Raw genomic sequence first — 14,363 nt, forward strand, 5'->3', positions numbered from 1 at the left:
TTTTTATGTACATTTCGCCCTCAAATGAGAATCTTATGAAACTAAAAAACTATAGCATACATCCAGCCGTATATTTCATCGTGGCATCTTTGCTGATCGCCTACTTTTTTCCTCGCGAGGGAAAGTTCCGTTACCAGTTCTATGAAGGCAAGCCCTGGAGGTACGGATTACTGACGGCTCCAAGCGATTTTCCTATATATAAAACTGACGCAGAAGTCGATGCGGAAAAGGACAGTGTGTTGAAAAACTTCGAACCGTATTTCCGTATGGATGCGACTGTCGAGAACACGGAAGTCGACAAATTACGGGCCGCCTATACCGATGGCCTGAACCGGAAAGCGACACCTGCCTATATGCAGTATATCGAAAACAGCCTGGTCAGCTTATATAAAAACGGGATCATTGCACCGCAGGAACAGGAAAAACTGAAAAAGGATAACTATGAGCGTGTCAATCTGTTAGAGAACAATATCGCCCACTCCCGGTATGCCAGCGACTTTTTCACCGTAAAAACGGCTTATGAGTTTATCATAAACAATTGTCCGCCGCGGCTGGACAAATCGGTCCTGCAATCCTGCGATATAAATAACTATCTGAAAGAAAACATATCGTATGACGAAGCGATGTCAGAGAAAGTGAAAGACGATATGCTCCGGAGCGTATCCCTGGCAAACGGTATGGTACAGGCCGGAGAACGTATTGTAGACAGGGGAGAGATTATTGATAACCATACATATAATGTACTGCGTTCGTTGAAGATCGTGCACGAAAGCAAATCTGGCGGCGCACAACGCCAAAGCATCATTCTCGGAGGGCAGTTTGTATTGGTCTGCGGCATTATCTTCTGTTTCTGGTTATACCTGTGGTCTTTCCGGTTAAAGATATTACACAACAGGCGGAATGCGCTTTTCCTTATTCTATGCATATTTGTCAGTTGCATATTAACGGAGTTATGCGTCACTTATGCGCTGTTCAATGTTTATATCCTGCCTTATGCAATCGTGCCTATTGTTGTCCGGACCTTCTTCGATTCGCGTACAGCCCTATTTACGCATCTGGTCATCGTGCTGATCTGTTCGTTGATGGTACCTTTCCCGCATGAGTTCCTGCTATTGCAGATCATCGCCGGAATGGTAGTTACATTCAGTCTGAGAGACCTCTCGGAACGTTCGCAACTGATTCGCTGCGCATTCCTGATCTTTATGTCCTATACGTTATGTTATATCAGCCTTGCCCTCTATCAGGAGGCAGACTTCAACAAGATCAACTGGTTGATGCTTCTATACTTCGGTATCAATTTCATCCTGCTGATGTTTACTTACATCCTGGTTTATATGCTGGAAAAAACATTCGGATATGTATCGAGCATCACGCTGGTGGAACTATCCAATATCAATACGCCTATTCTTAAAAAGTTGTCGGAAACATCTCCCGGAACATTCCAGCATTCCTTGCAGGTTTCTATCTTGGCATCGGAAGCCGCTGCAAAAATCGGGGCAAACGCCCAACTGGTCCGTACAGGAGCCATGTATCATGATATAGGAAAGATGGCAAACCCGGCATTCTTCACCGAAAACCAAAGCAGCGTGAATCCGCACGGCCAACTGACTTTCGACCAGAGTGCCAAAGTAATCATAAATCATGTCACCGATGGAGTCAGGATTGCAGAAAAGGCATTGTTGCCCAAGGCCGTCGTTGATTTCATCCGTACACATCACGGATTAGGAAAGGCTAAATATTTCTATAATTCATTCAAAAACCAATATCCGGATAAAGAGATCGATGAAAAGGCGTTTACTTATCCGGGACCTAACCCGTTCTCGAAAGAGACTGCCGTGCTGATGATGGCAGACTCCGTTGAAGCCGCCTCCCGCAGCCTGAAAGAGCATACGGAAGAAAGCATCAGACAGTTGGTGGATAAAATTATTGACGGACAGATAGCAGACGGATTACTGAAAAGTGCCCCGCTGACGTTCCGGGATGTAGAGACGATCAAAAGCGTGTTTGTCGACAAGCTGAAAACAATGTTCCACACCCGTATCAGTTATCCCGACCTGAAGAAATAGTTTCAAGCAATCCTCCACAGGCGTCTTCCAGCAAATCGAGTACCAACTCAAAACCGGAGGCGCCCCCGTAATACGGGTCGGGGACATGATCATACAACTTATTACGGGAATATTCCGTCATCTGATGTATTTTGGCTACTGATTCCAGATCGGGAGCTTTCCGTTTCAGGTCATCTATATTCCGGTCGTCCATTCCGATGATCAGATCAAAATCATAAAAGTCAGTCGTACGAACCGGACGGGAAATAGAATCCAGCACATATCCCCGGCGGGAGGCATGCGCCCTCATCCGCTGATCGGCTCGTTCTCCCTCATGGTATCCCATGATCCCTGCGGAATCTATTTCTATATAATTCTCAAGCCCGGCATCTTTTACCAGTTTCTTCATCACCGCCTCAGCCGACGGAGAACGACAAATATTCCCCAGACAAACAAACAATATCTTATATTCTTTCTTCTCTCCCATAATTTTCAATTCTCAATTTTCAATATTCAATTATCAAGCCGGGTCCACATCATAATGCACCAGCAATTGCCTGAATGGCAAATAGCGTTGCATCTCTGAATGGACAGCCTCCAGTATTTCCCTGACAGGGGCGATGGCGGCGGCTATCTCTATTTTCAACACAATCTTCTTGATATGCAAAGTCTGCACACGTGTTACCGGAGGGGTGACAGGTCCCAGTACCCGTTCTCCGAGACGGGCATGCAGTTTCTCGGCATAGATCACCGACAGTTCCTGCAAAACCGACTCATTGCGGCTCCGGAGCACCAATACGATCAACCGATAATAAGGAGGATACCGGAACATGCTGCGCTCGCTCAACTGCAAACGAACCATTTCCTTATAAGCAAAATGTTGCACCATCCGTATCAGAGGATGTTCCGGCTGGGAAGTTTGCAAAACAACCGTACCACGTTTATCCCTTCTCCCCGCTCGTCCGCTTACCTGCACCATCAGTTGGAAAGCACGTTCGTGAGCCCGGAAATCGGGATAGTTCATCAGGTTATCGGCATTCAGGATTCCAACAACACTGACATTTCCGAAATCCAACCCTTTCGACAGCATCTGCGTTCCGATAAGGATTTGTGTCTTTCCTTTCTCAAAGTCGGAAATGATGCGTTCGTAAGCCGTACGGGTACGCGCCGTATCAAAATCTAACCGTTCGACCTTCGCCGAAGGGAACAGGGAAGCTATTTCCTCCTCCACCTTCTCTGTCCCAAAACCCATCATCTTCAACTCTACACTCTGGCATTCCGGACAATGAGGCGGCAACTGGATGGTATATCCACAATAATGGCAAACCAATTGGTTATGATATTTATGATAGGTCAGGCTGACATCACAGTTCACGCAATGAGGCACCCAGCCACAACTCTTACATTCGATCAGCGGGGCAAACCCACGCCTGTTCTGGAACAAGATAGCCTGTTCACCGCGTGCCAGGGACGCATTTACTTTCTCGACCAATAACGGGGAGAAAAGTGTGTCCTTCATGATCTTTTTCCGCTTCAGTTCCTTTATATCGGCAGTTATGATCTCCGGCATCAGGCAGTCACCGTAACGGGTAACCAACTCTACCAGTCCATACTTACCGGTCGTTGCATTGAAATAAGAATCGATCGAAGGGGTAGCAGATCCCAGCAGCGTCTTTGCACCATGCATTCCCGCTAACACGATTGCAGCATTGCGGGCATGGTAACGTGGGGCTGGATCTTGCTGCTTATACGTATTTTCATGTTCTTCATCCACAATGATCAGTCCCAGGTCCTTGAACGGCAAAAAGAGAGAAGAGCGTACCCCCAGCACTACCATCGGTTCGTTCCCATGCAGGAGTTTGTTCCATACTTCCACACGCTCGTTATCTGAGAATTTCGAATGATATACCAAGAGCTTATTACCGAACAGTTTAGCCAGCCGTTCGGTGATCTGCGTCGTAATAGCTATTTCAGGAAGCATATATAGAACCTGGCGTCCCAGCTTCAGAACCTCGTCTATCAGCCGTACATAAATTTCCGTCTTACCGCTGGAAGTAACTCCATGAAGCAGGCAAACATCTTTAGATGCAAAGGTATCATGTATTTCGCTATACGCTTTCTCCTGTGCCGGACTAAGCGAACTGAGAGGTTGCAAACGGCATACCGGAACCTGCAAACGCCCCACTTCTTTTTCATAGCTTTCAAGGACTCCCCGTTTCAGCAGCCCGTCCAATATCGTTGATGAACAACCGCTGCGTTCCAGTAATTCTTTTTTGGATACTTCCACGGTTAAAGCCGGATTTAATGCGTGGCTCAGATCAAGGAAGCAAACCAGCAAAAGTTCCTGCTTCTTGGCCCGCTTAAAATCAGCAAAGGCTTCCTGCAAGCGCTCTTCGGTTGCATATTCCCGAGACAAACGGATAAATGCCTGCATCTTCGGAACAAACCCGCGTTTCATCTCTTCGCTGACCTCCACTGCCCCACGGGCCATCAGGGAAGCAACTATGGGAACGACATTGCGCAGGCCTGTTTTCTTTTCCAACTCCGAGACTGTTAACTTGAGCACTCCTTTAAAAGCATCCAGCACAGCCTGCTCATTAGGACGCAAAGGACCGTCCGCCTCAAAATCAGCATTATAGGTAACAGCCGTCTCGCTTTCCAGTTTCAGCCCGGAAGGTAAAGCCGCTTTATAGACATCCCCCAGTTTACACATATAATAGGAGGAGATCCATTTCCAAAAGCGAAGTTGCGGCCTCCGCAACACAGGGCTGGCATCCAGCAGGGCATAAATCTCCTTCGTCTCAAAGTCCGTATTCGGCCTGCGTTCATGTACTTCCATCACAATGGCAGTATAGTAACGTTTCTTGCCGAAATGAACAATGACCCGGCAACCGGGAGTTACGGCCGCCTCCAGATCCGTCGGAATACTATATGTATAGCTATTCTCCAACGGCAGGGGTAGTATGACATCTGCATATTTCATTTCCGAGGTCAAAAGTAACAAAAAAGGCCGGACTGTTAAAGCCCGGCCCCTCATATCTTCTGTCTGTTATCAGAACAGGATAGCGGCTGTCACCGACCATCCGCGGTTCTTGGCATTCAGATCATATTTTTCCGCACTGTAATTATCAGTCAGTCCCAGGCCATAGTTTATACCGACCTGCAAATGGCTGATCAGTTCCACACCTGCACCGAAATTAAGACCGGCACTAAAGTTTTTCGCTTTCACCTGTCCTACTACACTTCCGGGAATCTCCCAGAATTTATCGCCACCTACACGGAAACCTATATACGGACCGGCAGCCAGATATCCTTTAATGATAGGCAATCCGAATTTCCATTTCAAATTCACCGGGACATCGATATAATCTGTTTTCACATTCGTGGAAGTTCCTGTCTCCGATTTCACATCCATCCCTTTCTGTGAATAGAGGATAGCCGCATCCAGCCCTACTCCTATCAGAGGAATCGTTGTCTCGATCATCGGACCGATCTGGAAACCAGTTACATTATCCGCTTTTAGAATATCTGAATTCAAATGAACGGACGATATATTCAAACCGCCTTTTACCCCAAACTTCAACTGGGATTTAGCGGGAACAGCAATAAATGCCATCAAAATAATCAAAACTAAACCTGTAACCTTTTTCATATTGCCTGTTGTTTTATAAATACTATCTGCAAATAAACATACTTTTCCAATAATAAACAAGTATTCCGTCTTAACTGTTCAGTCTTTGAAAAAGAAAAGCATGGACCACCGACGGAGCTCATCCCGTCAACCGAACCATGCTTCTTTTCCTAATTATTATGGCAAAATAATTAAAAACAGATCCTAAAAGGACAGCAAACTGGGAATGGAACAAGAATAGAAAGACATCAGATGTCTTGTTTTTCTCATCCGGCCTTTCCTCGAAGCCGTCGAAAGAATATGCCTTGCAGGTCTTCTGACTTACTTCCGGATCAAGCGCCTTCCCATTCCCCTTACAGAACAGTGGCAAAAGTATGCCTGATACGTTATGAAGCTCACAGCAGCGGGACTGTCCGGGATTCACACCCGGTTCCCTTTTAATCCTTACCCGCGGATACAGGCTCGGAACAATGCATGTCGCAAATATAGAGATATTTTTACATCTTATGGTAGCAGATCCTATAAATTTTATTTATTATGTTTACGATATTCGTCTATTGCGTCTTTTACCGAGCCGTACATCAGAAGTAACCGTTGCGACTGACCATAATTCAAGCCCAGTTCCTCAGCGACCATCCGTGTCCCACGGTCGATCAGTTTCTGGTTGGTAAGTTGCATATTTACCATCCGGTTGCCTTTTACACGTCCCAGTTGGATCATTACCGAAGTAGAGATCATGTTCAAGATCATCTTTTGCCCTGTTCCGGATTTCATACGCGAACTGCCGGTAACAAACTCCGGGCCTACGATCATTTCAATGGCTACATCCGCCTCCGCTGCCATCGGAGAATCCGGATTACTGGAAATGGAAGCTGTCAGGATTCCTTGCTCACGTGCCTTGCGCAAAGCTCCTATTACATAGGGAGTCGTCCCGGAAGCGGCAATGCCGATTACTGTATCTTTTGTTGTAATATGGTGCTCCTGCAATTCCTCCCAACCGCGGTTCAGATCATCTTCCGCATTTTCTACCGGATTACGAAGCGCTTTGTCTCCACCCGCGATCAGTCCGATCACCAGGGTTGGCGGCATTCCGAAAGTAGGAGGTATCTCCGAAGCGTCGAGCACGCCCAGACGTCCGCTTGTGCCGGCGCCCAGATAAAAGATACGTCCCCCTTGTTTCATCCGGGGGACGATCTGTAATACAAGTTCTTCAACTTTAGGTATCGTTTTCCGGACTGCTGACGCAACCTTCTGGTCTTCCGTATTTATATCGTCCAGTAATTCCCGGACCGACTTGCTTTCCAGATTATTATATAATGAGTCTTGCTCTGTTATCTTAGTAAACGACATATTAAATATGTATTATGTATGTTGCTAAACAGATACAAAACTAACAAAATTTATGTCTGCGAACCTCTTCTTACTTATACATTTCTTTCAACCATTGAAACCATGCAGCATTTTGCTCCGGATAAGTCCAGTGACCGGTTTCCAGATAAAGATGCAGTTCTTTTGCTCCCGGAATAACATTATAAGCGGAATACATGGAGGTTGGAGGACAAGTCACATCATTATATCCCCAGCTATACCACCCCGGTGCATTTACGCGACGGGCAAAATTAACCACATCGAAATAAGCTAATGTCTCCACCTCATTCGGACCAGGTTTTGCATTCCGGTAATAATGAGGCCAGCCACCGGCACGCAGATGTAAATAACCGGCATAATCACATAAGGCCGGATAGAATGCTGCCAGAAACTTAATACGCGAATCCAATCCTGCCGTAACGATAGAAAGCGCTCCTCCCTGGCTACCACCGGTTACACCGACAGTCGAACCGTCAAATTCAGGCAAAGAGAAAATAAAATCCACCGCTCTCACACAACCGAGATACACCCGTTTGTAATAATGGGCGTCACGATCATTCTTATTGATCCCGGGATAGCCGTTCAAAGCACCGGATGCCAGGTTATTATATACTTCCTGGGGCATATTTACCGGAATTCCATGAATACCGATCTCTAATGTGATAACATCATCCCCTAAATTCATGCCGTTATACGGACGGATACCGGCACCCGGAACCTGGAGGATAGCCGGATATACCCCTTCCTTTTTTGGGACAACCAGAATACCATACATACGGGACCTTGGACGCTCATTCTGAAAACTGACATGATAAACGTTTTGCGTAGACGTACATCTTTCCGGCATCAATACCATTTTAGGGTCCAGAGAGGTTTTACGGGCATCTTCAATCGCCTGCTTCCAGAAACTGTCGAAATCTTTCGGATCAGCGGTTGTCGGCCGGATTTTTTCTTCGTCTACGGCAACCGTAGCCATTCCTTCATAATTACGACCGTCTACTTTTGCTATGACCTTACAACGCAAAAAACCAGGTTCATTCATGGAGCCTTTTAATGTTATTTTACCATTTTTCAAAAGCACATCCGCTTCCTTCTTTACGGGGAAATACTCCGGTCCCACTTCATAATCAACTACCACGTCTTTCAGGAGATTTTCATTTCTAAAGACTTGAACAGTAAAAGTAACTTCCTCTTTTTGTTTGTATTTCCAGTCTGTCCGATCCGGAGATACCACCACATTGACCAATTTCTGGGCCGGCTGAGCCTCCAGCCCTAACGAACTTCCTACCAGCAATACTAGAAGGAAGCAGAATGAGAATAACACTTTTTTCATCTTGAGAATTTATTAAATATAAGATTACAAACACAACAAAGATAAATACGATCTATCAGATATCAAAGCGTTGGTTGGCCATGATATGCAACCAGTCCTTCCATCGGACTTCGGGCGATCGTCCCCAGACGGATTCCCAAATCAAACGCGATCTCCTTCAATATATCCTGATAATACCAGGCTACCGAACCTACCAGGTGGACTGGCTGTTCAAAATAATCGTACTGTTTCACATTCCGGGTAAAAAAAGCCAGGAAACTACGGGTAACCAACTCCCAGATAGCCGGTTCATCCAAATGCTCCCGTATAAAAGGAGAAAATCCTGCCAGAAAACGGTTAGGGAAAGGCTGCCGGTAAACCTTGTCCATAATCAGGGCCGGGGTCAACTCATATTGTGTCAGGAACTGATCTTTCAGAGCCGGAGGCAACTGGTCTTTCAGGACATCACCAATCAATAATTTTCCCAATACCGCGCCACTCCCTTCATCGCCCAGGATAAATCCCAGAGGAGAGACATTCTTTACAATCTCCCTGCCATCATAATAACAGGAGTTGGAACCAGTCCCCATAATGCAGGCAATCCCCGGCTGATCTCCGCACAGGGCGCGGGCAGCTGCAAGCAAGTCGCTCCCTACCTCAACCGGGACAGGCAGATACCGGTTGACGGCCCGCCTGATCATATCATTCTTCTCCGGGAAAGCACATCCTGCTCCGTAAAAATAAATAGCTGAAGGTTCGAAACCTTTTAGAGAAGGTAACAGGCCGACTTCTATCTCCTTCCCGATTTCCTCTTCTGTCTGAAAAAAAGGATTCGTGCCCCGTGTTTTGAAACGGAGGATAGATTCACCATTCTCCACCACACACCAATCAGTCTTCGTGGACCCACTATCAGCTATCAATATCATATTTCACTTTATTATAAAATCAATCAATACGTCTGTCTTTTCTGCCAAATGCAGGATCAATCTTCAGGAAAGCCGTCACTGCCAAAGTGATCAGGCAGCATCCCATCACCCACCAGAAAAAGTGCTCATATCCCAACTGCTCCTGCAACCAGCCGGCAATCATTCCCGGCAACATCATACCTAAAGCCATAAATGCCGTACAGATAGCATAATGAGCCGTCTTATGTTCGCCCTCTGAGAAATAAATAAGAAACAGCATATAGGCCGTAAAGCCGAATCCATACCCAAACTGCTCAATAAAGACACATACATTTATAATAAGCAGATTCTCCGGCAGGGCACTGCTCAGGTAAATAAAGACCAAATCCGGCAAAGTAATAGCCAGCGCCATCGGCCAAAGCCATTTCTTCAGTCCGCCTTGTGCCGCAACAATACCTCCGATGATCCCGCCTAAAGTCAGTCCGATGATCCCGATCGTTCCATAAACAAGGCCGATCTCTGCCGTTGATAATCCAAGCCCTCCTACATCACGCGGGTCGATCAGGAAAGGAGTGACCAGCTTTACCAGCTGCGCTTCCGGGAAACGGTATAACAGCATAAACAGGATCGCAATCAGGGCCTGTTTCTTCTTAAAAAACGAAACAAATGTAGCAAAAAATTCTTTAAACAGGGTAGAAGCCGTCACAGCGACAGCCGGCCTGTCCGATTCGGGTGTCGGCAATATATATTTATGATACAGGCATAGCCCGATAAATAGACCTGCCAGGATCAAAAATGTAACCGACCAGGCCAGCGGTATCTTTCCGGTACTTTCCTCCAAAGCACCTGCCAGCATCACCAACAGACCTTGTCCGGCAATAGTTGCGATACGGTAAAATGTACTTCGTATCCCGACATAAAATGCCTGGTCATGCGAATCCAGCGCTAACATATAGAAACCGTCAGCCGCAATATCATGCGTCGCAGAACTAAACGCCACCAACCAGAATATAGCCAAAGTCAGCTGAAAGGAATAATCCATCGGAATAGTGAAAGCAATACCCGCCAGTCCTGCACCTATCAAAAACTGCATGGTAACCACCCACCAGCGCTTCGTCTTCAGCAAATCGACAAAAGGACTCCAGAAGGGTTTGATCACCCAGGGGAGATAAAGCCAACTGGTGTAGAGGGCAATATCTGTATTACTGATCCCCAAACGTTTATACATGATGACAGAGATCGTCATCACTGCCACATAAGGAAGGGCCTCCGCAAAATAAAGCGTGGGTATCCAACTCCATGGAGACGATACTGTGGATTTTCCGGTTAATAGTTTCATTTTCGCGGGCTAGATTGTATCATTTTACGTACTATTTCATTCTTCTCTTCTTCTGAAATGCTTACTTCCCGCAAAATAGTTTCAAGATCTTCAGACGTCACCTTATCAAAATCCTTCTCTAAAGGGGTGATAAAGAGACCGGCCATCTCAACCGTTGCCGGACTGATCAGGATATTAGCATCTCCTTCTGCATAAAAACAGGACGGACGCAATTCCTTACGAGGGAATATACAGGATATCCAGTTATCCTCATCCTTCCAAGCATCCTCATCCTTCCAAGTAACCACATTCATCATCGGTTCAGAATCTCCTTCTTTTATTTCCAGTTGTGCGTATAATTGTTTAAAAGCATAATCGGCTTCGCGCAAATCACTGGAGATCAGCAGAAATGCAGACGCCATAAAATCGTAAAGTACATAAAGAACCGTATTACGCCCCTCCCAGACTATACCCTTGGGAGCCTTTTTATAGTTTACTTCTATCGGCAAATTTCCCCGTTCCATTGCCTGGAAATGCATATGATCCGGAGCAGAAGCTCCACATTTCGGACCATTGTAAAAGACGGCATAATCCTGAAGATCGTGTGCCAAGCACAGCATATCCTCATAATAAGGAAGAATTTGCTGATCTTCATGCCACTTCAATGGTATCGTCAGATGTCCGCCGGAGATTGGATAAGGATTAACCAGTATATCGAAAGCATCATTGTAATCAATACCATATTGTTCTTCCGGCCGGTGACAGAAAAAACACGGTCGTGCCTGCAAAGAAGCAGCGTCTGTTTTAGCAGCTGATGAACGGATACGCTCCGGATTGAACTGTAATATAACAGGGAAATCTCTTATCCAAAGATTCCGGGTCTTAAGGTTTGCCAAAGCATAGGTATTCGTGCGAACCAACTCCCAATCTCTTATCTGTTCGTCGAGAAGATCTTCTACGCGTTCTCTCAACTCATTCATTTCAGACCTATCAATCATATCATTTTCGATTTAACGTTCTTCGGGTAGCTAATTCAATGGTTCGGATACTGTCTTTATAGGCATTATGTTCGTTGGTTTTCCGGATATCCAATGCGGCATCGGTATTGTCCTCCCAACGGCGGCAAAGATAAAGGACATCGTAAATACGTCCGATCCGGTAAATACGCGATATAGCCAATCCTATGGCATAATCTTCGCCATAACTCACATTCGGCATTTTCAACTCGCGAAGAATCGGGGTATAAAAAGCACGGGGTGCTCCCAGTCCATTGATACGCAAAGCATTATTACGCCCATTCTCTTCCGTCCATTCCCGGTGGTCGATAATGCCGGGCGCTATTTCATTCAGGTCAAAATCAGTCATTTTATAGGTTCCGATCACCATTGCACAACTTTCCGCATAAAAGGCATCCACAATCTTTTGCAAAGTATCGGGACCGCTATACACATCATCACTGTCAAGCTGTACACAAAACTTACCGCACGAAGGATGGGCAGCCGCCTCATTCCAGCAACCGCCGATTCCAAGATCGTCACGTTCGGGGATCAGGTGTATCAGACGTTTATCTTCCGCATACCGCTGAATAACCTCTGTCGTCCCGTCGGTCGAATGATTGTCGACAATGATCAGGTTGAAGTCAAAATTGGTCTGCTGCCTAAAAACAGAACGGATCGCATCCTCGATCGTACGGACACGGTTGCGGACAGGGATGATCACAGATGCTTCGCAAGGGAAACCTTTCTTCTTGAACTTTACCTTCAAAGGTTTCTTCTTCAAAAAAGCACCCAAATATTTCAGATAGACAGTACAGGCCGATTCCATTTCCTCCTGCACCTCACGGTTCTTTGGATCCACATAATCAAACTGTTTCTCGCCGCTTTTCCGATTATCTTCTTCTGTAAAAGAATAAAGATACTCCCGGATATGAACAATAGTCTCCGGCATAAATGAGGCATCGAGCTGGTAAAGATAGAAACCTGCATAGACATACTCCGGAAACATTTTTTTACGAGATTCGAAATAATAGTTCAATTCATCGTAATTAAGCAGCAATAACGGACCGAAATCAAAATCATCCCGTATGCTTCCCTCCTGATAATCGTTCAACGGATGTTCCTGCCGGATACCGTTACATATTTTATAATGATCGGCATAAACGATTTTACAACATCTGTTTTCAGCGACAAAAAGCATCCGCTCCAGTCCGTTTTGTCCGAACCTCAAAGGAGTTGTACCAGTATAAAATAAGACATTCCGTTCGTCGGCATGTTCCCAAATAGTACGCAAAGTCTTTGTACCGGTCAGCGTATCGACCTGCAGGATTTCGCAACCGTCACAAGCTTCTGCCTGCAATGAATCAGAAGCTAAAAGATATATTTTATTAACCAGCCCGGTACTCCTGAGTTCGTCTACAGTCAGTTTCACCATGGCTGGAGAAATATAAGGCAAAAAACAATTTACTGTTTGCATAATAGCACTTTTAAGATTGTCGGGTAAAGATAACAAAAAGATTAATCCTCCTCCCAGTAAAAGTCATCATAAAGCTCTTCTTCTCTTTGCTTTTTCCGGTATTTTTTCAAAAAAGCTCTCATTCCCGTAAGTGTGGAAACGCTTTGCATATACTCTTCCACTGTTTGCAGCAGGTTTTTCTGCTGAGACAAAAGAATATCCAGGTGAATATCTATCTCTTTCAAAGGAACAGTTCTCAATTGCGTATAAGCATTTTCCACACCAGATAAAGGAGCCTGACAAATCAAGTAAAATTCTTCTTCCAAACGATTCAACTGTGCACGCAAAATCTTATTATAACGTTTCAAAACCTCATCCGTCTGCGATTGAGGTGTCTTTGCCGATTCTTCCTGCAACCAGTTAATCTGCATCATCAACAAGGAAGCCAAGTCTTTTTGTTTATATGCTTCCGTCAGTTGTTTCATCCGTTCTTCCTTCTGTGCACGCAATGTTTCATCTGTTTCCCGGTCCGGATGAAGTTCCTTCACCAGTTCCAGATATATTTCACGCATTGACTTTAAAGTTTGTTCCTCCTGCAATTTCTGATTCAATTCGGCTTTGGTCATTTTCCTTTCCCTGGACTGCGACGATTTCTGTTCCTCTCTGGCTGCACGCCTCTGTTGTTCTTTTTCTTCCGCCGCCTCCATTTTCTCCATCTCATTCTTCATTAAATCATTAAAAGCGTTGAGCAGTTCCTCTTCCGTCTTTGCGTTTTTCATTTTCTTATTGAGTTTAAAACCCATCATTTGGATAGCGAACAACGTATCCTGTACTGCTTCCATTTCCAGTTCTTCATGAGTCATTCCGGATGAGAGTTCCTCATATTTATGAACGAGGGGAACAATAACGGAGCGTTGCTCTTCATTCATATAGTCAGTCACTCCTTCACTTTCAGCAGCAATAAGATCTATCAGCGTTTTCCGATCCGTTTTACTCAGTTTTCCTTCTTCATATATTCCATCCAGATAAATCAGATAATCATATTTCATTGCTGTCTCTTTCTCAAATAGAGATTTAGCATGCTCCTGATAGAAAGTTCTGATTTTTCGTTCCTTCTCAGGAATAAACGTGATCTCTGCCTTTAGTTCATTTATCTTCCTGTTCAGGCGATTGAACTCAGACTGGGCAGCGGTAAGTTTCGTTCTTCCTTTCTTTTTAATAACAGGAGTCAGGGACAAATCATCATTTGCCACATCCTGATCTTGAAATAGTTTTGCTTGTTTGTTCATATCAATACTTATATGGTAATAAAAAAACTGCGTAACTCTCCACC

11 protein-coding genes and 1 riboswitch are annotated in these 14,363 nt (G+C 45.2%); of the genes, 1 reads left to right on the top strand and 10 read right to left on the bottom strand.

Features of this window, described 5'->3' with window-relative positions; translation table 11 throughout:
* Positions 1–35: 35 nt before the first annotated feature.
* Positions 36–2,066, top strand: coding sequence for an HD family phosphohydrolase (locus NBH14_RS06870; RefSeq protein WP_186958360.1), 2,031 nt, complete (start codon positions 36–38; stop codon positions 2,064–2,066).
* On the opposite strand, the gene NBH14_RS06875 is transcribed toward NBH14_RS06870, so the two are convergent.
* From NBH14_RS06875 to NBH14_RS06920, 10 genes are all read right to left on the bottom strand, one after another.
* Positions 2,041–2,532 carry a low molecular weight protein-tyrosine-phosphatase gene (locus NBH14_RS06875; RefSeq protein ID WP_186958361.1) on the bottom strand — a complete coding sequence of 164 codons (492 nt, stop codon included), beginning with the start codon at positions 2,530–2,532 and terminating at the stop codon, positions 2,041–2,043. The two genes, NBH14_RS06870 and NBH14_RS06875, sit on opposite strands and share 26 nt — an antisense overlap.
* Before the next feature lie 33 nt (positions 2,533–2,565).
* Positions 2,566–5,028 carry a replication restart helicase PriA gene (gene priA, locus NBH14_RS06880; protein WP_186958362.1) on the bottom strand — a complete coding sequence of 821 codons (2,463 nt, stop codon included), beginning with the start codon at positions 5,026–5,028 and terminating at the stop codon, positions 2,566–2,568.
* A gap of 69 nt (positions 5,029–5,097) precedes the next feature.
* Complete coding sequence (locus NBH14_RS06885; RefSeq protein ID WP_007654242.1) at positions 5,098–5,697, bottom strand: porin family protein; 600 nt, start codon at positions 5,695–5,697, stop codon at positions 5,098–5,100.
* Positions 5,698–5,965: 268 nt separating this feature from the next.
* Positions 5,966–6,164: riboswitch (cobalamin riboswitch) on the bottom strand.
* Between the two features lie 40 nt (positions 6,165–6,204).
* Positions 6,205–7,026, bottom strand: coding sequence for an N-acetylmuramic acid 6-phosphate etherase (gene murQ, locus NBH14_RS06890; RefSeq protein WP_186958363.1), 822 nt, complete (start codon positions 7,024–7,026; stop codon positions 6,205–6,207).
* Between the two features lie 70 nt (positions 7,027–7,096).
* Entirely contained in the window at positions 7,097–8,377 is a 1,281-nt protein-coding gene (locus NBH14_RS06895) for an acetylxylan esterase (RefSeq protein WP_186958364.1), read from the bottom strand.
* Between the two features lie 62 nt (positions 8,378–8,439).
* The gene (locus NBH14_RS06900) at positions 8,440–9,282 is read right to left on the bottom strand and encodes an ATPase (protein WP_186958365.1); all 843 of its coding nucleotides are present in this window, start codon (positions 9,280–9,282) and stop codon (positions 8,440–8,442) included.
* Positions 9,283–9,301: 19 nt separating this feature from the next.
* A complete protein-coding gene (locus tag NBH14_RS06905; RefSeq protein ID WP_186958366.1) occupies positions 9,302–10,600 on the bottom strand; it encodes an MFS transporter in 1,299 nt (432 codons plus the stop codon).
* Entirely contained in the window at positions 10,597–11,577 is a 981-nt protein-coding gene (locus NBH14_RS06910) for a DUF4922 domain-containing protein (protein WP_186958367.1), read from the bottom strand. The genes NBH14_RS06905 and NBH14_RS06910 overlap by 4 nt, the downstream gene beginning before the upstream one ends.
* A 1-nt stretch (position 11,578) precedes the next feature.
* A complete protein-coding gene (locus NBH14_RS06915; protein ID WP_186958368.1) occupies positions 11,579–13,051 on the bottom strand; it encodes a glycosyltransferase family 2 protein in 1,473 nt (490 codons plus the stop codon).
* Between the two features lie 41 nt (positions 13,052–13,092).
* A complete protein-coding gene (locus tag NBH14_RS06920) occupies positions 13,093–14,319 on the bottom strand; it encodes a J domain-containing protein (RefSeq protein ID WP_186958369.1) in 1,227 nt (408 codons plus the stop codon).
* Positions 14,320–14,363: the final 44 nt, after the last annotated feature.

The organism is Parabacteroides caecihominis, from assembly GCF_023656785.1.
Classification (GTDB): Bacteria; Bacteroidota; Bacteroidia; order Bacteroidales; family Tannerellaceae; genus Parabacteroides; species Parabacteroides segnis.